This window comes from Paenibacillus sp. UMB4589-SE434 (assembly GCF_030226685.1).
GTDB lineage: Bacteria > Bacillota > Bacilli > Paenibacillales > Paenibacillaceae > Paenibacillus_B.
Map to the genome: position 1 here is coordinate 362,174 of NZ_JASOYK010000002.1, position 20,463 is coordinate 382,636.

The 20,463-nt window shown below is 48.2% G+C and carries 15 protein-coding genes; 6 read left to right on the forward strand and 9 right to left on the reverse strand.

Translation table 11 applies throughout. The features are described from left to right. Positions 1 to 11 precede the first annotated feature (11 nt). Both QP775_RS11785 and QP775_RS11790 read left to right on the forward strand, forming a co-directional pair. The gene (locus QP775_RS11785) at positions 12 to 2,732 is read left to right on the forward strand and encodes an alpha-mannosidase (RefSeq protein WP_285106205.1); all 2,721 of its coding nucleotides are present in this window, start codon (positions 12 to 14) and stop codon (positions 2,730 to 2,732) included. 189 nt (positions 2,733 to 2,921) lie between these two features. Then, positions 2,922 to 3,791 (forward strand): alpha/beta fold hydrolase, encoded by an 870-nt coding sequence (locus QP775_RS11790; protein WP_285106207.1) that lies wholly within the window; start codon positions 2,922 to 2,924, stop codon positions 3,789 to 3,791. A gap of 108 nt (positions 3,792 to 3,899) precedes the next feature. On the opposite strand, the gene QP775_RS11795 is transcribed toward QP775_RS11790, so the two are convergent. Then, positions 3,900 to 4,988 carry a M24 family metallopeptidase gene (locus tag QP775_RS11795; RefSeq protein WP_285106209.1) on the reverse strand — a complete coding sequence of 363 codons (1,089 nt, stop codon included), beginning with the start codon at positions 4,986 to 4,988 and terminating at the stop codon, positions 3,900 to 3,902. 698 nt (positions 4,989 to 5,686) lie between these two features. Between QP775_RS11795 and deoB the strand changes: the two genes are divergently transcribed. Beyond that, positions 5,687 to 6,874: a phosphopentomutase gene (deoB, locus tag QP775_RS11800; protein WP_285106211.1), complete on the forward strand. Its 1,188-nt coding sequence runs from the start codon at positions 5,687 to 5,689 to the stop codon at positions 6,872 to 6,874. A gap of 45 nt (positions 6,875 to 6,919) precedes the next feature. Beyond that, a complete protein-coding gene (gene tkt, locus QP775_RS11805) occupies positions 6,920 to 8,908 on the forward strand; it encodes a transketolase (protein WP_285106213.1) in 1,989 nt (662 codons plus the stop codon). A gap of 152 nt (positions 8,909 to 9,060) precedes the next feature. Here tkt and QP775_RS11810 read toward each other — a convergent pair whose 3' ends face one another. The 5 genes from QP775_RS11810 to QP775_RS11830 all read right to left on the reverse strand — a co-directional run bounded on the left by QP775_RS11810 (position 9,061) and on the right by QP775_RS11830 (position 15,965). After that, positions 9,061 to 11,568 (reverse strand): glycoside hydrolase family 38 N-terminal domain-containing protein, encoded by a 2,508-nt coding sequence (locus QP775_RS11810; RefSeq protein ID WP_285106215.1) that lies wholly within the window; start codon positions 11,566 to 11,568, stop codon positions 9,061 to 9,063. Between the two features lie 119 nt (positions 11,569 to 11,687). Beyond that, a complete protein-coding gene (locus QP775_RS11815) occupies positions 11,688 to 12,317 on the reverse strand; it encodes an ROK family protein (RefSeq protein ID WP_239328881.1) in 630 nt (209 codons plus the stop codon). 23 nt (positions 12,318 to 12,340) lie between these two features. Next, complete coding sequence (locus QP775_RS11820) at positions 12,341 to 12,580, reverse strand: hypothetical protein (RefSeq protein ID WP_285106218.1); 240 nt, start codon at positions 12,578 to 12,580, stop codon at positions 12,341 to 12,343. Positions 12,581 to 12,823: 243 nt separating this feature from the next. Beyond that, on the reverse strand, positions 12,824 to 14,935 hold the full coding sequence (locus QP775_RS11825; RefSeq protein ID WP_285106219.1) for a class I mannose-6-phosphate isomerase: 2,112 nt from the start codon (positions 14,933 to 14,935) through the stop codon (positions 12,824 to 12,826). An 82-nt stretch (positions 14,936 to 15,017) separates the two neighbouring features. Beyond that, positions 15,018 to 15,965 carry an AraC family transcriptional regulator gene (locus QP775_RS11830; protein WP_285106221.1) on the reverse strand — a complete coding sequence of 316 codons (948 nt, stop codon included), beginning with the start codon at positions 15,963 to 15,965 and terminating at the stop codon, positions 15,018 to 15,020. 498 nt (positions 15,966 to 16,463) lie between these two features. Here QP775_RS11830 and QP775_RS11835 point away from each other — a divergent pair, with 498 nt between their 5' ends. Then, positions 16,464 to 17,132: a TorD/DmsD family molecular chaperone gene (locus QP775_RS11835; protein ID WP_239328876.1), complete on the forward strand. Its 669-nt coding sequence runs from the start codon at positions 16,464 to 16,466 to the stop codon at positions 17,130 to 17,132. 178 nt (positions 17,133 to 17,310) lie between these two features. Here QP775_RS11835 and QP775_RS11840 read toward each other — a convergent pair whose 3' ends face one another. The 3 genes from QP775_RS11840 to QP775_RS11850 are packed head-to-tail and all read right to left on the reverse strand — an operon-like array spanning position 17,311 to position 18,570. Continuing rightward, positions 17,311 to 17,625 carry a DMT family transporter gene (locus QP775_RS11840; protein WP_239328875.1) on the reverse strand — a complete coding sequence of 105 codons (315 nt, stop codon included), beginning with the start codon at positions 17,623 to 17,625 and terminating at the stop codon, positions 17,311 to 17,313. After that, positions 17,625 to 17,972 (reverse strand): DMT family transporter, encoded by a 348-nt coding sequence (locus tag QP775_RS11845; RefSeq protein WP_285106225.1) that lies wholly within the window; start codon positions 17,970 to 17,972, stop codon positions 17,625 to 17,627. Before QP775_RS11845 ends, QP775_RS11840 begins: the two co-directional genes overlap by 1 nt. After that, positions 17,956 to 18,570, reverse strand: coding sequence for a TetR/AcrR family transcriptional regulator (locus QP775_RS11850; RefSeq protein WP_285106227.1), 615 nt, complete (start codon positions 18,568 to 18,570; stop codon positions 17,956 to 17,958). Before QP775_RS11850 ends, QP775_RS11845 begins: the two co-directional genes overlap by 17 nt. Positions 18,571 to 18,812: 242 nt before the next feature. On the opposite strand from QP775_RS11850, the gene cls reads away from it, so the two are divergent. Then, the gene (gene cls, locus QP775_RS11855) at positions 18,813 to 20,324 is read left to right on the forward strand and encodes a cardiolipin synthase (RefSeq protein WP_285106229.1); all 1,512 of its coding nucleotides are present in this window, start codon (positions 18,813 to 18,815) and stop codon (positions 20,322 to 20,324) included. Positions 20,325 to 20,463 lie beyond the last annotated feature (139 nt).

Below are 20,463 nucleotides of genomic sequence, written 5' to 3' on the forward strand. Positions count from 1 at the left end.
GAGTTATAACAATGGCTAAAAAGACAGCACACATTATATCGCACACCCACTGGGACCGCGAATGGTATATGCCTTATGAGTATCATCATGCACTTCTAATTGAGTTGATGGACACTTTGCTGGAGACGCTTGATCGTGATCCGGATTTCAAAAGCTTCCATTTGGATGGACAGACGATCATATTGGAGGATTACTTCCAAGTTAGACCAGAAATGAAAGACAAAGTTGAGCATTATATTCGTGAGGGACGCATTCAGATTGGACCTTGGTACATCCTGCAAGATGAGTTCCTGACAAGCAGTGAGTCCAACATCCGCAACTTGCAAATCGGTCACCGAGACGCGAAGCAATATGGCGGCTTGATCTCCAAGGTTGGTTATTTCCCAGATTCCTTCGGCAATATGGGACAAGCGCCGCAAATCTTGAAGCAAGCTAACATTGATGTGGCTGTATTCGGTCGCGGAGTAAAACCGACAGGCTTCAACAACCAAGTGTCTGATGATGCTTCTTACGAATCTCCATATTCTGAGATGGTATGGCAATCGCCAGATGGTTCCCGCGTTGTAGGTATTCTGTTCGCGAACTGGTATTGTAACGGGATGGAAGTGCCGGTTGACGAGCCGCAGGCGCTCGCTTATTGGGAGAAACGAATTCCAGATGCGGAGAAATTTGCTTCTACAAACCATCTGTTGTTTATGAATGGATGCGACCATCAGCCGATTCAAACAGATTTGTCCAAGGCAATTGAGGTTGCAAAGAAATTGTTCCCAGATACGGACTTTGTTCATTCCAGCTTTAATGAATACGTGGATGACGTGTTTAAGGAGCTTCCTGAGAACTTGCAGACAGTGGAAGGCGAACTGCGCAGCCAACGTACAGATGGCTGGTACACACTGGTGAACACTGCTTCTTCCCGTGTGTATTTGAAGCAGATGAACGCCGAGAACCAGACGCTGCTGGAGAAAGTGGCAGAGCCGCTAGCGACAATCGCACACCAAGTGGGCAAGCCTTACCCGCATCACCTGTTTGTGTATGCGTGGAAGACTTTGATGCAGAACCACCCGCATGACAGCATTTGTGGCTGTTCGGTTGACGAAGTTCATCGCGAGATGGTGACTCGTTTTGAAAAGTCAAAGCATATGACGGAAATGATAATTAACGAGTCTTTGGATGCGTTAATGCCTACCATTGATACAAGCGTATTTGATGGTAAGCAAGCTATTCCGTTCACGGTATTTAATACAGCGGGATATAACCGCAATGGTGTAGTCGAAGTTACGCTTGAATTGAAGCGTCGTTATTTCAGCGAAGCTCACCCTACTGTGTTGGCAAAAGAAATGAAGGTAGAGCCAGTTGAGGCAGGCGCTGTGGTTGACGCAGCTGGTAATGTGCTCGATTGTGAATGGGAAGATGCGGGTGTAATGTTTGGCTATGACTTGCCGAAAGACAAATTCCGTCAACCGTACATGGCACGTATTATTAAAGTACGTGTGCAAGCATCTGACGTACCGGCATTTGGTTACCAGACGTTGGCATGGGTTCCAGGAGCAGCGAAGCAGGCAGTGGCTAACTTGGCGACAGAAGACTTTGCGCTGGAAAACGAACGTTTGAAGGCCGAAGTGCTTGAGAACGGATCCATTCGCATGACGGACAAACAGACAGGTCATGTATATGAAGGCATTAACGTGTACGAAGATGCCGGGGATATCGGTAACGAGTATATGTTCCGTATGCCAGAGGGATCTACTCCGCTTACGACAGCAGATGTGAAAGCTGAACGTAAAGTAGTTGAGAACTCACCGTTCCGTGCTGTGATCGAAGTTACGCATAATTGGAGCATCCCGGTTTCAGCAGATGAGACGCTGCAGCAAGAACAAATCGATATCGTGGATTTCCCTACTCGTAAAGCGCAGCGCTCAACGGAGTTGGTACCGTTCCATATCGTGACTCGTTATACGCTGGACCGCGGTGCAAAACGTGTGGATGTACATGTAACGATGGATAACAAATCGAAGGATCATCGCGTACGCGCATTGTTCCCGACCGGCTTCCAAGCGGAGACGCATGTAGCCGATTCGATCTTCGAAGTGGCTAGCCGTAGCAACGTTCCAGCGAAGGAGTGGCAGAACCCTAGCAACGACCAGCATCAGCAAGCATTTGTCAGCGTAAGTGATGGCAAGCTTGGCTTAACAGTTGCTAACAAAGGTCTCTGTGAATACGAAGTGTCACAGGACAACAAAAATACGATTGCAGTTACACTGCTTCGTTCATCGGGCGAGCTTGGTGACTGGGGTTACTTCCCAACACCAGAAGCCCAGTGCTTAGGTATCAATACGGCCGAATATGCGATCATTCCGCACGAGGCTGATGTGGTTACATCAGGTGCATTTTCAGAGGCGTACAGCTTCCCTGTACCATTCCTGACTCGTCAGACGGATGTTCATGCTGGTCAATTCCCGGCTGAGTATGCCTTTATCGCATGGGAAGGCGAGCAAGTGGCGTTTTCCTCATTGAAGATGGCAGAAGAAACAGGCGATATGGTAGCTCGTTGGTACAACATGGCACATGAGCCGCGTAAGCTGTCTGTGAAATTGCCTGAACGCGTTAGACGTTTCTATCGTAGTAACGTGATGGAAGTATTGGGCGAGGCACTGTATACGAACAGTTCGCAAGAAGTATCTGTTGATCTTGGCTCGGCTGAAATCTTTACGGTGGGCGTCAAAAAACAATAAGAAATAGGCATAACTTGGCCCATTTCAATAACAAGACTGCTCTTGGCGGCATAGCTGCCGGGAGCGGTCTTTTTGTATTTTGCCAAACGATGTGTGGGCTTAATGTCAGGAATAATGGGGCATAGGAGTAAAAACCGAGAAGTTGTGCAATTTATAGGTGATGCAGTTACAGGTTAAGGAGGAATTTACATGAACAAAATGCGATCTGCTGTCACAGTCATGAGCTTGCTGATTCTGGGTATGCTGCTGCTCCCTGTGTGTCCGTTACATGTACAAGCGCTGAATTATGCAGGTGCTCATCAGCTTGTGCTTGATACGAAGCAGGAACCTTTAACTTTTGTCCTAGTACATGGGGCTTGGGGCGACTCCAGCTATTGGGATAAAACAGCTGCCGAGCTGCGTAAGCTGGGACATACCGTCTATACGCCGAATTTGCCTGGCCATGGCAAAGATGCTAATAAGAACGTTACTCACGCTGATTACGTAAAGGCTGTATTGGACCCCATCAAGCGGAATAACTTGAAGAACATCGTCCTTGTTGGTCACAGTTTTGGTGGGACTGTCATCGCCAAAGCAGCGGAGCAAATACCTGATCGCCTGCGGCGAATGGTCTTTATGGATGCATTTGTTGTTCGAGATGGTTACAGTGCAGCAGATGAAGCTCCACTTCAGGTGAAAAAGCAGTGGGCAGACGCTGCTGCCGCCTCAAAGGATAACACCGTGATGCTTCCATTTCCGGTCTGGAGAGAGACGTTTATGAACAACGCTGACCTAGGGCTTGCCCAAGCTGTATATAAGACGGTGACGCCTGAGCCAGCAGGTCCTGTCTTCGAGAAGCTGAATCTTGCCAAGTTCTATCAACTGACCACGCCACGCAGCTATTTGTATCTCACGGATGACATCGCCCTGCCTCAAGGAGAGCAGTATGGGTGGCATCCACACATGTCAAGCCGTCTCGGCTTGTTCCGACTCATCACGGCGCATGGCGACCATATGACACCGTTTCATAATGACCCAGAACTTGTTGCCCGTAAATTAGTCGAAGCAGGACGGAATTAAAACAAAATGGTGTGCTTCATCGTAATTGTACTGTAGCTAAATCTACCCACAGTACATACGAGGAGCACACCACTTTATACATATAAGAGTGACATGAACTAACAGTGATTATCCGATGATGGTTAATTGCTTGGGATAGGACGTGAGTACTCGTACACCTTCTTTGGTGACGACAACGTCATCCTCGATTCGAACTCCGCCTTTTCCTTGAACATAGACCCCAGGTTCAATAGTAAATACATGTCCCGGTTCCAATAAAGCTTCATTCTGATCATGAATAGATGGGTATTCGTGGACATCGATGCCGAGCCCGTGGCCGAGACGGTGACTAAAATAAGGGCCGTAGCCTTTATCCGTAATAACCTGCCGGGCTGTCTGGTCAAGCGAGGCGTACGTGATGCCTGGGCGCACCGCGGCAATTGCCGCTTCATTGGCAGCCAGCACCGTATTATATATTTCCTTCAGCTCATCACTAATCTCCCCAACGGCAAAAGTCCGTGTAATATCAGAGGCATAGCCATTCAAGTACACGCCCAAGTCAAACAATAGCAGGTCGCCCGCTTGAATGACACGCTGCCCAGGTACGCCATGCGGCAAGGCAGAATTATCTCCTGCCAGCACCATGGTAGAGAAAGAAGGGCCTTCCGCACCTTGTTTCTTCATCTCATATTCCAGATCCGCTACTACTTCTGCCTCCGTCATTCCGATACGGACTCGGCGGACGACATTGTCAAGCACCGTCTCAATGCAATCCACTGCGGCTTGCAGCCGCTCGATCTCTTCCTCTGACTTAATGACACGCAGCGACTGCAATACTGCCCCAATGTCCGCATACTGTTCAGCTTGCACGACAGCTTGAAGCGATTCATACCGCTGTACGGTCATGTGGGCTTTCTCCAAGCCGAATGTTTTTATCGTGTCGGGCAATTGCTGCTTTAAAATGTCATAAGGGTTATCTGTATCCAAATGCGTGGCAATACGTGTGATGGATGATATAGCTGCTGCTTTGTCGGCATCAAGCGCGGGTACTATTAATACAGGCTCTTGTCCTTTTGCCAACACGATTCCAAGGAAGCGCTCATGTGGATCACAGGCGAAGCCAGTAATGTAGTAAACATGCTTCGGGTCTGTGACTAGAATCGCGTCCCAATGCTCGGCCTCCATCGTGGCAATCAGCGTATTTAACGTATGACTCATTTGATTCATCCTTTCTGCGTGAAATGTAACGGCTGGCTTATGTACAATAATTCGAAGATACCATGTTCACTCACAAAATGCGAATAGCTGAGCATGCTCCAGTCGGTGATGACAGTAGAAAGTAGTTATTTTGGAGTTGTCCGTACGTGTTGGAGACTTATGGAGGAACGCTTACCTTGATGCCGATTTAATCTTCTGCCTTCTAGTTCTCGTCTAGTTCCCGTTTTGTTCTATCTTAGCGTCACTATCCCAATAGCTCAGGTTTGGGATACTGGCAGGGATTTAGACAACAGATCATCATCTAAACTCAAAGAAGAAATTAGTGTTAGGATATAAGGCGATACGATGCTCCAAAATCTTAGAAAGGGGGAGGGAAATTTCCAAATGTTTCACGTTCCCCGTGGAACATTTAGGCGTTGGTCCATTTTTCATGTAAGGAGATAAGCTCGATTTATGTGAAACAGTTAACAAAATAAGCGTGAGAGGGATAACTGAGAAATAAAGAAATTGCTGATATAGTGGAGCCATGCTGGCCTTCATGAAGGCGCTTTGCGACTTCATTTATGTAAGCGATAACAGGACACTTGTCCGCGATTTTTTTATCATTCTAGTATAAAATAAATAGTCTCAAATCAATGGCGTACACCAAGCTGGCTTATTTTTTAGATTTCACTCTATCAAACGGAGGGATATGTTATATGAAATTCAAACGGATTAATGTCATTGTGATGGATAGTGTCGGAATTGGCGAGCTCCCGGATGCTCCTGACTTTGGAGATACAGGCAGCCATACGCTTGGACATATTTGTGAGCAGGTGCCGACAATAAAGCTGCCTAATTTGACAGCGTTGGGTCTTGGTAACATTGCGCCTTTATCTGCTGTTCCTGCAGTAGAACATCCGCAAGCAAGCTATGGCAAGATGGCTGAAGTATCGGTAGGTAAAGATACGATGACTGGCCATTGGGAGCTGATGGGACTGAAGGTCGAAGTTCCATTCCAAGTGTACCCTGACGGATTCCCGGAAGAATTGATCAGCAAGTTTGAAGAGTTGACAGGACGCAAAGTTATCGGAAACAAACCGTCCTCAGGTACTGTCATTCTCGATGAGTATGGCGAGGAGCAAATGAAGACAGGGGCATGGATCGTTTATACATCTGCGGACAGCGTCTTCCAGCTTGCAGCCCATGAGGACATTATCCCCTTGGAAGAGTTGTATCGTGCATGCGAGATTGCGAGAGAAATGACTTTGCACGATCCATATGTGGTTGGACGTATTATCGCAAGACCATATGTAGGGGAGCCAGGCGCATTTAAACGTACGCCAAACCGACATGATTATGCGTTGGATCCATTTGGTGATACTGTGCTGACTCATTTAAAAGAGGCAGGACACGATGTCATATCGATCGGTAAGATTAATGACATTTTTACAGGTCAAGGTATTACGGCTTCTCATCCGACAAAGAGCAACTTGGACGGTATTCAGACGAATATCCGCTTGTTGGAGCAGCCTTTTAACGGATTGCTCTTTACGAATTTGGTTGATTTTGATTCCTTATACGGACATCGTCGTGATCCTCAAGGATACGCAGCATGTCTAGAGGAGTTCGATCAATATATTCCGGAATTAATGGAACGAACGGGAGAAGAGGATCTGCTGATTATTACTGCAGACCACGGCAATGACCCTATACATCCAGGTACCGATCATACTCGCGAGTATGTACCGGTGCTGATCTATAACCCGCTGCTTGCCAAGGAAGCCGCGTCTATCGGCACACGTTCAACATTTGCCGATCTGGCAGCGACTATCGCTGAGAACTTCGGTGTGACAGCACCGGGCATTGGCGAAAGCTTCTTGCAGCAGCTACGTGTACAAAAATAAGCAAGGCCAAATGAGTGAAGTTAGAAATTGGGGGAAATCGACTTTATGAGTACAATCCAAGAACAAGCTATTCACAGCATCCGTACATTAGGAATTGATGCTATAGAGAAATCCAAATCGGGCCATCCGGGTATCGTTATGGGTGCAGCGCCGATGGCATATACGTTGTGGACAAAGCATTTGCAAGTGAATCCACAAGCGCCAGAATGGTTTAACCGCGATCGCTTTGTGTTGTCCGCAGGACATGGTTCTATGCTCTTGTATTCACTGCTTCACCTTTCAGGCTTTGATCTTTCCATTGATGATCTCAAGGCGTTCCGCCAAGACGGCTCCAAGACACCAGGCCATCCTGAATTCGGTCATACGGCTGGTGTAGATGCTACTACAGGCCCGCTTGGCCAAGGTGTAGCAATGGCAATTGGTATGGCACTTGCTGAACAGCATCTTGCAGCGAAGTACAACCGTGATCAACTGTCAATCGTGGATCACTACACCTATGTTATTTGCGGAGATGGCGACTTGATGGAAGGGGTATCAGCGGAAGCGAGCTCTTTCGCAGGGCATCAGCAATTGGGCAAGCTCATTATGCTGTATGATTCCAATGATATTTGCTTGGATGGCGATTTGTCTGAAGCGTACTCCGAACAGACACGTCAACGGTATGAAGCATACGGTTGGCAGACGATCCTCGTTGAGAACGGCAACGACATCGATGCGCTGCATGCAGCTATTGAAGAAGCTAAGCGCGACACGACACGTCCAACGTTGATCGAAGTGAAGACGGTAATCGGCTTTGGCGCTCCAAACAAGGCAGGTACGAATGCTGTGCACGGAGCTCCGCTGGGTGCTGAAGAAGCGGCGTTAACGAAGGCTGCTTATAATTGGACAGAAGAGCCTTTTGCAGTACCACAAGACGTGTACGCACATTATGCAGACCAAGTGGCAGCACGTGGACAAGCAGCAATGGCAGCTTGGACAACGATGATGGAACAGTACCAAGCGGCTTATCCTGAGCTGTACAACGAATTGCAGATGGCAATCCAGTCCGAGCTTCCAGCGGATGCTTTTGACAGCCTTCCTGCACATGAAGCAGGTTATCAACAAGCGACTCGTAACTCGAGCCATGATGCGATTAACGCAATTGCGTCTAAAGTGAATTACTTCCTTGGAGGCTCCGCTGACTTGGCTCATTCCAACATGACCACGATTAAAGGGGAAGGATTGCTGACACCAGCAGAACCAGGTAACCGCAACGTGCAATATGGCGTGCGTGAGTTCGCGATGGGTGCGATGCTGAATGGTATGGGGGTTCACAAAGGCTTGCGTGTATTTGGAAGCACATTCTTCGTGTTCAGCGATTATTTAAAAGCGGCTATGCGTTTATCCTCATTGATGAGTGTGCCAGTGACTTACGTACTTACACATGATAGTATTGCGGTTGGCGAAGACGGCCCTACACACGAGCCGATCGAGCAGTTGGCTGGTTTGCGTGCCCTTCCGAATATGAACGTGGTTCGCCCTGCAGATGCTCGCGAGACACAAGGGGCTTGGAAGCTGGCGATGGAGTCTAAGAGTACGCCTACTTCAATCGTATTGACACGTCAGCCATTAGAAGTGATGGAGACGTCCAGCTTGGAGCTGGTAAGCCGCGGTGCCTATGTTATTGGAGCAGAATCCAAACGTCTTGACGCTATTTTGATTGCTTCGGGGTCCGAGGTGAACTTGGCAATGCAAGCAAAAGACGCGTTGATCATCGAAGGCATCGATGTACGTGTAGTCAGCATGCCTTCTCAAGAACTGTTTGATGCACAATCTGCGGAATATAAAGAGTCTGTGCTGCCTAATGACTGCAGAGCTCGTCTTGCTATTGAAATGGGTGCAACCTTTGGCTGGCACAAGTACGTCGGGCTGGATGGCGATGTGCTTGGAATTGATACGTTTGGAGCATCAGCCCCTGCGTCCGTATTGCTTCCGCAATACGGTTTTACAGCAGACAACGTAAAAGAGAAAATCGTTCGCTTATTAAAAAAATAAGCTGAATTTGCCTGATCATCAGACTTCAGGTTTATAGAATTGTGATGATCATGATTCTGTAATTCATGCTTAATTCTTAAATAAAAGACAGACCGCTCTTCTTATCTCTAGCAGGTAAGAAGGGCGGTCTATTTGTTAGCAGCAGGGCTGCCTTAATGGACGCGTGATACGAGAATTCCGCTCGTTAAGGAATCAAGCATTGGCTTGATATTAGACGTCTCTAAGCCGATCCTTGAAGATACCAGGTAGCGGAATTCATAGAATCCGCCGAGCGTAGCCTTAAAGTTTGTTTCCCAATAGTTGGTCATCAGCCACGCATAAGTTTCCGGCTTCGCATTTGCAGGCTGTTGGGAATGGACGAGCCGGCGACCATACTCCAACGATCCCCATTGTATGAGAGGTGTATCGGGTGTTCCCAGCAGCAGTGTGTTGGATGCATCCTGCCAAGCGATACCCTCTTGAATGCACGAGTAGTCAAGACAAGTGCCTGGCAGCTGATCGATCCATGGGCGTACAAGTACGCCTGCCTTGTCAGCATACACGGTGTCTTCAGCTGCGTTACCGCTCGTGAATGGGAGCGCCACATAGACGTTCTCCGGATTCCATACGCTATCTTTGTGCAGTCTTATGGAGACATCCACACGATTGGAACACGCATGTACTTTAAGGAACAACGCATAATAGCTCATGCCCTCTACTTTGTACAGTAGTTCAACCGTTGCGTAAAGAGGTCCGTTCTCCAAGGTGCGTATGCGGACTAATTGTCCGACTGACCGCTTCACATTTATACCTTTGCGATTGCGTCCCATTTGACTCCGGACTGCCCAGACTTGTGAGGGGTCCACTTCGTTGTCGGGTGGTGTTACCTCGTAAATGGGCGTAAAGGCATTGTAATTCCGGTCAGATCGCAGCATTTCTTGCTCTGTCTCTTTGTTGTACCAAGACATAATGCCTGTACCTTCTTGCCACTTTATGTGTATATAGGGAGATTCCACACCATGCTGTGTCACATGGATAGGCAGCGCTGCGTCTGCTGCCGTCACTTTTGGGAACATATCCTCCATGTCGTAGACTCGATCACTGCCCATTAAACGAGTATTGGACGTCATTGATCCTACGGGTTTGCTGCTGTCCTGCCTTGCTCGCAAAGTTAGCGTGCATTCTCCTTTTGCCTGCAGCTCAATGTCCACTATAATGGACTGTTGGTGAGGGGCTTGATGCGGCAATACCTTGCCAGTTTCCTCACATACAACCTCCAGACCGTGCGGGAAATGAGCAGGTTCCCAGCCATCCAGTGACAACGTAATCATATCTCTTGCTGTAGTATCCGCCAAATTCACGACACGATAGCGGTAAGGACGATTGGGGTACAGTGTTGACGTCCCTTGGGCCAACAGAGCCTTGTCCAACGCACGGTATGCTAATCGACTGGCCTCAGCGGCGTTGGTCTGCTTGCGGACTTCTAGCAGTTGGACATTTGGATGCCAAGGTTCATAGATGGACGAGTGATAGCCCCAGGTATGTTCGGCGTACATGATAAGTGCCTGCTCCGCTGCTCCGATTTCTTGATCGGTAACAGCTGCACGGTCAGGGTCTAGACGTTTAACTTTGCGCAGTGTTCTTTGCGCATCACGGTATATTTGTGTGTGCATGGCAGTAGAGCTGACGCCATCCGACCACCAATCGGGCCAGTCTCCGCGATGCACTGGCAATTGGGTTAAGTTCTCCTGCTTCAAGCGAGCGAAGAAGGCAGATAACGTTGTCATTTCGATGCGAATTGAATCACCGTATTGTGTATTCCATTCCGAGATCCAGTCCGCTATCGCAGAGTTAGGGGCACCATTATCCGTCGCCAGTCCTGACAACATCACAGGCACGAAGGAGAAAGGATATTGTTCGGCCTCAAGCTGACACACGTAACGGTTAAGGCGGATACGGGCCAATTGGTCGTGCGTGTCTTTATTTTCATAGAGCTGATGCTGGAATTCATCTTGAATCATGTATTTGCCAAGCGCATCCGGGCAGAGGCCAAGCTCATTACCAAACATATAATGCTCGCCGTTCCAGACGAGCAGCTTATCGCCTGCAGCGGTTTCCCACCAGAACGGCTGCTGCTTACGGCCAAGCGCATACATGCCGTGATGCGTATGAATACAGGAGAATAAGTGCTGGATCCCATTATCCAGCAGACTCTGTGCGTAGCCCCAGCTATATCCGTTGATATCGGCTGTCATGGCACTATCAATCGTGTGCCCGATGGATGCGGCATATGCTTGGGCCTTGCTGTGTATGCGCTGCAATAAGTCATAATCAGGCAGTTCCGTCATGTTCAAATAAGTGCCGGAGAGCTCAATGTCTCCCCGTAATACAGCATCAGCAAAGCTTTGCTGTTCTGCGGGTGATGCTTCTTCTAGGAAGCGTTCGACGGCCCAGAATGTTTCGCAAGTCCAACGGAAACCTTTCCACTCTGGCTTGCTTCCATCGTGGGCAGAGGTAGCCACACGAAGTGCTTGACGAATAAAGTCGACATGATATTGTTCGATCTTTTCTTGGCGTTCGGTATACCCGATATCAGTATGAGAATGATGAATAGCATATATCGTCCAAGGGCGTGATGGTTGCTGGATAGATGTTTGTTTAATTTGCTGTATTAAGTCCATGGTGATGCACTCCTTTTCATTTAGGGTTAGTTCAGCTTTGTGCTGTAGTGTACAGTAGCGTGCGGTCTAGGAATCAAAATCGTCCCCATTTAGAATTAAGCTTGCGACTAAAAGTCCGGTTATGGGAATAGGAGCTCTATACCCTCAAAAACATGCTCCATCAGGTCACCTTGATGCGTAACGACAGTACCCTGATTGCCAAGGCTGACTTCCAGATATGGAAGCCACAGGTCGCAGCTCTTGGCAATCTGCCCGCCCAGTATGAGGCGGTTTGGCTTAAAGCGCGCCGCATACGGCGCAAGCATGCGGCCGAGGTGGAATCCATACTCGGCCCACGCATCGGCAGCCCGCTTGTCGCCGATGCGTGCTGCCGATGCAAGCTCATGCACGTCCTGCTGCGCATGACGTGCGCCGTACATGTCGGCGAGCGCGATTATGCCGCGTCGGCCGAACTGCTCGTCAACCGCGGCATTGCGGTAGCGCTCTGCATACAGCATGCCGCTTGGCGGCACTCCGTCGCGGCCGGCCACCAGCTTGCCGTGGTCGACAAATCCAGAGCCTATCCCCGTGCCAAGCGTCAGGCAGATAAGCCGCTCGGACGGGTATAGGCGGCTCACGCCAAGCGCGAACAGCGAGGCATCGTTCGCGAAGCGGATGTCCGCTTCAGCCAGCCTCCGCATCCACGCTGGTGCAGCTCGCAGAGAAGCGCGCCGTCGAAGTTCACGTTGCAGCAGCTCGCCGACGTTCATTCCGTATAGGCGCTCATACTTGCTTACGCCTTGCAGCAAGGCGACGCCGTTCTCGTAATCGAACGGCCCAGGAAAGGCAAAGCCGATACGTACCTTATAGCTTGGCGCCGCGGGCCGTAACGGGGCTTCGCGGAGTATGCTACAAGCTTTGGTTTGATCGTAAGATCTGCATGGTCTAGCGGAAGCACTGTCGCTTGTTCGGCTAGGGGCTTTCTGACGTGCGCTAATTGGAGCCCGCTCGGCAGCTGCAACGTCAGCCTCATCGTGTGTAGAGCTGGCGCGTGAGGTATGACGTGTCGCCTCATACGACCCCAGTAGTTCGATGCATGCGTTGGCAAGACTTGCTATTATTACATGTGTTTCCCGCTCTGAACGGGATGGCTGTACGATTCGCAAATGAGGCAGCAAGCGGCCTTCTTCGAGCAATGCTGCCTTAAGTGTTGTGCCTCCAGCATCAAGAGCCAGCGTGACTGTACGCACAGGCGAGGCTTGATGCAAAGACGCGGTCATTCCCTTACCTCATGGCCATGGTGCCAGCCGTGAGGAAGCAGCGGCGTGCGCCAACTTGGAGCCACTTGCGCACGGATGAGTGTACATGGCGTCTCACCTGCATTTTCCAAACGATAACGTCCAACACTGGCTGGTACGATATAAGCCTCGGCATAACCCCACTCCACAGTCTTCGATGCATCCGCTTCCGGTATTAAGCGGACACGTTCGCCTTCTACGAGATTTAGCATCACAAATGCATCCTCTGTGTCGTCGTTCCATGTATCGGCGAGCTTCAGCCGCCGCACCTGAAACAGCAAATCGTCGCGTTCAGCGAGCAGCTCTTCTACATTGGCCCCTTGTGTGCGATGTACGACAGGCTTAGCAATCAGCTCTTGGCGTGCCATCGTCGTATTTATGCTATCGTCGATATTACAAGCAGCATGTTCGCGATTAATCGGCCGTGGTAGACCATCCTTGTCCAACCGCAAATAATCATATATCTTAAACGTGAACCACCACGTCGTTGATGAAATCTCCAACACCAGATTATCCCGGCCCGAGCTGTGCACAGCGCCAGGCGGGATCAGGAACAGATCCCCTTTTGTGGCTGCCCACTCATTTACGTAATCTTCCAGTCCCAGTGGCACCTGAGTGGCATGCGCTGCATCTACTGCCCTCAGCAGTTGTTCTCCCGTGACACCTTCTTTCAGGCCAAGTATAACCTTTGGTGTGGAGTCGGGCTTCTGTTCCATCATGTAGTAGGATTCTTGCTGCGTCATAGTCTCGTTAAATTCAGATTCTACGTAATGCTGCTTTGGGTGAACTTGCAAGGACAAGCTGTCACCGTCAATGGTATCCAAGTAGTCGAATCGAATCGGGAAGTAATCACCGAACAATTCTACATTTCTAGGTCCCAATACAGCCAAAGCTTCTGCTTGCAGCATAAGTGTAAACGGTACTTCAATTGTATAATCACCATACCTAAGCAGGAGTGTATTTTCCGGTGCAATCGGCTCAAAACTCCATGCACAGTTTGGCCACTCCTTTGGTAGACCGCACAGCTCTTTTAAATATTGCCCGCCCCATATACCGGGGGCAAAAAACGGCTTCACTCTAAATGGCTGCCGTGCAGCCTCGTGCAGCATTGCCATTAGCATAGGAGTAGGGACAGCAACAGGGGCTGTGCGATCATTCATGTCTACATAAGTATGAAATGCAGCAAGATGCTCTTTGCGGTATCGCTCCCATACTGGCCACTCCAGAAAAAGTGCTTCCTTGTAGGTAGTGACAGAGTCTACTGAACCGTCTATACCAAGACTGCCCATGCCTTGCTTATGCAGCAGTTGCTGATTCTCTCGGGATAAATCTAAATAACAGGCCAAGTTGGTCGCTGTCGCGGTACAAGATTCTGCCTGCAGCCAAAGTGCGCCTGGGCCGTAAATAACAAGCAGTGTATTTGGGGCTGCATTATCGGCCTGATGTTCTGGGGCAGCTAGTCCCGTACATTTAACAGAATCTAGTGCACATGTGTTGTGGGTTTGTAATTTGGCATCTACATCGGACTGCCATTCGTTTCGGGCCGTATCACGAAAATAATCATGGACTGAGACGTCTGCAGCCATATATCCAAATGCGCGGTTGTCTGTCAGATATCGCTTGAATTGACGCTTCAGTTGACTCGAGCTCTTCATATAGTCGTACGTACAGAAAGTAACCACGGAAATGCCGCGATGCGTGCTAACCTCATACAAGGCATTTAGAGCCGCATCAAAATCAGCTCCATGAGTACCATCCATAATGAGTCTACAGCGGCTTGAGCGGTTGTCATTGCTCTCTGACTGCGTAGAGGTGCTGTGATGGTTGTATGCAGTTGTCGCTTGGATGACGGATTCAGTATTAAAGGATTGAACGACAGATTCGGCCCATTCCTGATAGCCTACAGTTATGCATTTCGAGTTATGACCGGAATGAAAGGTGGCATTAGTCTCTTTTTCGCCTTGTTGGCATGCCGAATTATACTGACTTAGGTGTACGATGTTAAAGGGATAGGTCTGAAAGGGACGTGTTGGTAACTGTCCTTGATAGGCTGCTGGCACGGTGAACGCCTCCATTTCCGCCAAGCGCATGTTGTTATGCTCTTATTGTAAACAGCGGATACAGAGGCGTATTTACACAAACAAGTATGCCTTTTGTACGATCAGGACCTCTTTATGTTGAGGTGGGGTTTGATGGCGGTGCTGGAAAGTGCTGAGAGCCTGATCTCCCTTCCGTGAACTGGGCACGACGAAAACGGGCAGGTGCCACACCGAGCTTGCGTGAAAATACTCGGGTAAAATAGTGCACGGATTCAAATCCGCAGCGGGAGGCGATGTCTTTGATCTCTAGTTCCTCCTGCAGCAGCATCTCTGCGGCCAACTGCACGCGCCGTTCTTGTATATAATGGACAAAGGTCTGATTCATCTCCTGTGCAAACAGGCGTGTTAAATGCCGCGATGAAATGTGCAAATGTTGAGCGACCAGTTGAAGCGTTAGGTTTTCACTTATATTGTCATCTATAAATAGCTTGGCTTGGCGAAAAAGAGGATTTCCCTCATTTTTTACTTGTGTTGTCTCGCTTAACGTATCCTGACCGCCGCCATGGAGCGGTAGCAGTGAAATCAGAAGAGTTAATGCGGTATGGTGCACAGCCAGTGCAGGGAATGATGACGTCTCCTTGAACATAGAGACAATAGTCGACCACAGATTGGCTGTGGGACTCGCGGCAGCATCCTGCAAGACGGGCACCCCTTTTTCAGCTAAATGGCGATAGGCTTGAATATAGGAGGAGGTGCTTCCTTCCTCAATTAGCTCAAATGCTGCATAACAGAGTGCCATGCCATTTTTGCTCCGTATCTGATGCCATTTTCCCGGTCGAGACAGAAACACTGTACCTGCCAGTAATTCATATTCTCGATCGTCTTCCATATATATACCTTGTCCCTCCATGACATAACAGGCTTCAAAGAAGGAATGGCGGTGTGGTGTATTGTCATAATGCTCTGGCATAAAACCCCAGTAAAGTACTTTTAACCGAATGCCGGGTCCGGATAGCTGCACAGTGGCTCGGTTCAAGATCGTATTGGCTCGTTTAAAAGCGGAGACGGTCTGGGTATTCATATTAACGCCTGCCTTTCAGCTGCTTGCTGTACACATGGATGAACGCAGCTTCTATTGTTTCTATTGTATCGTTATTATCTTCCTGCGTGAAAGCGATTGTACCTGAAGTGTAATATTGGAAGCACTCAGTCTTATAATATGTAACTTGTAATAGGCAACTTGTATGGTAATTTGTAAGATTAGACTGTATTGTTTTCGGGTGATCTAATGGTTTAACGGCAACAAGATGGACAGGGATTATTTCTGGACTGGACGATCTGGAATAGTTATGGCCCGGATGAAGCAACCTGTAGAAAGGTTGCAGCTTGTTTTTACATCGTTTTAGTGGTGAACTTTTATCACTTTGAGAACAGTATAATCTAAAGTTGATCTGGGATTCACAGCAATGTCACACTGGGGTCATAATGTCTGCAAATTGTCACAGTTTTCCCTCTTTACATATGGGAAAATGGAAGTGCAAGGAAGAAAAAAGGATTTACTTTACGGAGGGGAAGGACGATGCTAACGACGACGGAACAGCCAGCCCACTGGAATGAACAGGCCGTTGAAAGATTGGAAACTCGGAAAGCTGCTTATCAACTATTGGTCGATTTTCTAGGAGAACAACCGACGCTTGAAGTGATTGTGTCTTGGCAGAATCATCCGGAACTATCTCGATTGTCTGAAATATCCGAGGGGGCTCGCCTGCTGTGCGAACGGTTGAAGTCGATGTCGCTGAGCGAGTTGTATGCGGTATTCTCTTCGATGCGCGACGAGTACGTGCGATTGTTTAGCCGGGGTGGCGAATTGCCAGTTACCCCATGCGAGTCCATGTACCGCGCTTCAGAACAGATGCTGCCGAAGTCCTACGCCCAAGAAGTACGCGAGACTTACGCCGATTTTAGCCTGTACTTTAAGAAGATGCATGGCGAACCCGATGATCATATCGCAATCGAATTGGAATTTATGGCCGTTATCATTGAGAAGATGCTGAACACGGTTATGACAGCAGAGCGTTATGATCGTTATATGAATGGACAACGCGAATTTGTTAGAGAGCACTTGCAACGTTGGGCCGCTCGTTTCGGGGAGGATCTGGAACAGCATTCGAAGCATCCTGTATATGTCGCAGTTGGCATTATGCTGCAGGATTTCTTGGCGAAAGAAGCCGCTTGGGCTGCCAACTAGCAGACTAGCTTGGCATGAAGGACAACTCAGTGCGTCGCCTTATAAGCGACGCATGCACATACAAGAAGACGGGACCCGTTATCTAGGGAACCCGTCTTTTTTGTTGATCCTTTAATGAAAGAATTGGTTATGCTGCGCATAAGAGCAAGATGGTTATTGATAGCTAAGAAATAAGGCACTAGGCAATCAATTTTAATCCAACTACAGAACCTACAATTAAGGCAATACATCCTACTCTGACGGCAGACTTCTGCTCACCAAAGACAAACATGCCAAGCAGAGTGCTGCCTGCTGTTCCGATACCGGTCCAGATGGCGTAAGCGGTCCCCATGGAAATGCTCTCCATGGCATATGACAGCATGGAAAAGCTAACGCCAAATGTTAACGCCATGTATACATAAGAGGTCCAGTGAGGGTTCGTAGTCGCACGCTTAATGGCAAGCACACCAGCAACCTCACATAGACCAGCCACGATAAGGGCGATCCAAGCCATTAGACCTCACTCTCCTTTGTGTGTGACGTGGTGACTAGCTTCAAGCCGATGACCCCGGCTGCTAATGTGGCGATAAATAACAATTTTAATAATTTGACGGGTTCACCAAACACAAGCATCTCTGTTAATACAGTACCTGCAGTACCTAGTCCTGTGAATACCGCATACACCGTACCGAGCGGCAGATGCTTGGCAGCATCAATCAATACTTTAAAGCTGATTATAATTGCAATGACCGTAATGAGCCATTCCCACCAGAGGGTGGAATGCTTTAGCCCCGTTACCCAAATAACTTCAATGACGCCAGCGAGGACGACAAGGAGCCAGTGCTTATTGTTGTTGTTCACGTTGTATACCCCCATTAGACTCACAAGTTAACCCTCTCCAAAACAAGGCCCAGGAGGCTTCCAGCTTGCGCTCAAAGCGCTCAGGACCTCCGTACAGCAGTTCTACAAACAATCCATCCAGAATGCACATAAATGCCGTCGCAGCCTGTTCTGGGTGCACAGCTCCAATCTCCCGTGTACGTATACCTTGGGCCATGAGCGGTACGAGCCCACTTTCAAGACGATCAAGAAACGCATATAACTGTCCCATTACCTGTTCATGGAGAGAGGCAGGCGGAAAAAATGACATCCTCAGCATAAATTTCAATTCAGGTTTCTTTGCATAGCTTTCTTTATACAAGGTGAGCACCTGCTTGAGCTGATCGTGAAGAGCAGTTTGCTCATTCCTTCGTAATAGAGCACCGACGTAATCGAGTTCCTCCTGAAACACGCCTTGAAGAACGTGCAGAAATAGATCTTCCTTGCTCTTATAATGTGCATAAATAGAAGGTTTCTTAATCCCAACCTCTTCAGCGATCTTAGCCATAGAAGCCCCGTCATAGCCGTATTCGGCAAAGTGAGCTAAAGCGACTTGATGAATACGATTAGCCGTTACCATTTTTACCTCCGATAATAATTTTAATTTCCTTCCTACCGTTCGTTAGTTATTATTTCACAGGATGAAGGACGTGTCAATTATGAAGACGTCAAAATGATATTGGTATAGCAATTAAATCGTTCATTGGGCATAATGAAAGCACAGCATACATATATATTCAGCGCTTCGAGGCTCATTTATTCGAACCCGCAGCTGTCGGGTACGTAATATGGAGATGGGTTAGTTCGGGGAGGGGGTACACGATGAGAAGGACGTTTCAAGTTATTATTTTTATAATCATGCTGCTTACGCTCGGATATTATGTGAACGATACATTTGGCAAAACGATTGCTTGGGCACTCAGCTTGCTGACCACATTGGCGGTTATCACGTTGGTGATTACTATTTTTATGGAAAATCGTCATCCTTCCAGCACGGTGGCATGGATACTGATGCTTGCGCTCGTACCTGTTGTCGGGTTCTTTTTTTATTTGTTATTCGGTCAAAATTATCGCAAACGAAGAAAGTATTCACAGAAGGCAAAACGGGATAAGCACAGCTACGGCTTTCTTGATAAAGAGCAAATGGCCAGACACCCGCGATATGCGGAATTCACGCCAGACCAGCGTCTGATGCTGCAATTAACGAATCGTATGAGCAAAAGTCCCGTTACATTTTCTTCTCACACGGAAGTGTTAACGAATGGCGAGGAGACGTTTGCCTCACTCATTACAGAATTAAAAAAAGCAAGTCATCATATTCATATGGAGTATTACATCTATAGAGATGACGAGATTGGCCGCGAGATTAAGCAGATATTGATGGAAAAGGCGAGGCAAGGCGTAGAAGTTCGCTTTATGTACGATGCGGTAGGCAGCTTATATTTGAAGAAACCTTTTGTCGAGGAGATGCGTCGTGCTGGGGTTGAGGTTGCTGCTTTTGGCCCTGTGAAGCTGCGTGTCTTCTCAAGTAAAGTAAATTATCGCAATCATCGTAAAATTGTCATTGTAGATGGCAATGTCGGCTTTATTGGCGGGCTCAACGTTGGTGATGAATATTTAAGCCGCAACAAAACCTATGGGTTCTGGCGAGACACTCACATGATCGTAAGAGGAGAAGCGGTGCAGACGCTGCAAGTAATCTTTCTTCAGGATTGGCGACATATGACGGAGCAGCATATTACAGGGGCGCAGTATTTCGTGGCGTGCTCTTCCGGTGTTGAGGAGCAAGGGGCGGTTCAAATAATAGCCAGTGGCCCCGATCAGGAATTCCAGACGATGAAAAATGTATTCTTCTCCATGCTAACGTCTGCCAAACGATCGATATGGATTGCGACGCCTTATTTTATACCGGATGAAGATATTTTTACGGCACTCAAAGTGGCTGCATTATCTGGCATCGAAGTAAAGCTGCTGTTTCCCAGCAAGCCTGATAAGTGGCTTCCTTTTTTAGCGTCTCATTCATACTTTACTGGATTAATCGAAGCTGGGGCACGTATATATGAATATGAAAAAGGTTTCCTGCACTCTAAACTTATTATTGTAGATGGCGAGCTGGCTACGATCGGCACGACCAATATGGATATGCGCAGCTTCTACTTGAACTTTGAAGTGAATGCGTTACTGCTGCGTACCGAGAGTGTTCAGCGTTTGGTGAGCGACTTTGAACGAGACTTGCAGTCGGCAACGCGAATTCGGGAAGAACAGTTTTTACGCAGACGTATGGCAACACGATTTTTGGAATCGGTGGCCCGCTTGTTCTCGCCGCTTTTATAGCGGCGGGTACTCCTGCATAACGATCAAGGCCGTATGGATTGACGGATGGTAATCTTTGTGGCATCATAAGAGATAATTATTTTTGAGAACGATTATCATCTTCGGTTAGTTCGGCTAGCGTAATAACGCTGCTGCTGAA

Coding starts and splice junctions, on each gene's coding strand:
- QP775_RS11810 (WP_285106215.1), bottom strand. CDS start 11,568: ATGGACTTAATACAGCAAATTAAACAAACATCTATCCAGCAACCATCA.
- QP775_RS11815 (WP_239328881.1), bottom strand. CDS start 12,317: ATGAACGTCGGCGAGCTGCTGCAACGTGAACTTCGACGGCGCGCTTCT.
- QP775_RS11790 (WP_285106207.1), top strand. CDS start 2,922: ATGAACAAAATGCGATCTGCTGTCACAGTCATGAGCTTGCTGATTCTG.
- QP775_RS11830 (WP_285106221.1), bottom strand. CDS start 15,965: ATGAATACCCAGACCGTCTCCGCTTTTAAACGAGCCAATACGATCTTG.
- QP775_RS11785 (WP_285106205.1), top strand. CDS start 12: ATGGCTAAAAAGACAGCACACATTATATCGCACACCCACTGGGACCGC.
- QP775_RS11835 (WP_239328876.1), top strand. CDS start 16,464: ATGCTAACGACGACGGAACAGCCAGCCCACTGGAATGAACAGGCCGTT.
- QP775_RS11840 (WP_239328875.1), bottom strand. CDS start 17,625: ATGGCTTGGATCGCCCTTATCGTGGCTGGTCTATGTGAGGTTGCTGGT.
- QP775_RS11820 (WP_285106218.1), bottom strand. CDS start 12,580: ATGAGGCTGACGTTGCAGCTGCCGAGCGGGCTCCAATTAGCGCACGTC.
- QP775_RS11795 (WP_285106209.1), bottom strand. CDS start 4,988: ATGAGTCATACGTTAAATACGCTGATTGCCACGATGGAGGCCGAGCAT.
- cls (WP_285106229.1), top strand. CDS start 18,813: ATGAGAAGGACGTTTCAAGTTATTATTTTTATAATCATGCTGCTTACG.
- QP775_RS11850 (WP_285106227.1), bottom strand. CDS start 18,570: ATGGTAACGGCTAATCGTATTCATCAAGTCGCTTTAGCTCACTTTGCC.
- deoB (WP_285106211.1), top strand. CDS start 5,687: ATGAAATTCAAACGGATTAATGTCATTGTGATGGATAGTGTCGGAATT.
- tkt (WP_285106213.1), top strand. CDS start 6,920: ATGAGTACAATCCAAGAACAAGCTATTCACAGCATCCGTACATTAGGA.
- QP775_RS11825 (WP_285106219.1), bottom strand. CDS start 14,935: ATGCGCTTGGCGGAAATGGAGGCGTTCACCGTGCCAGCAGCCTATCAA.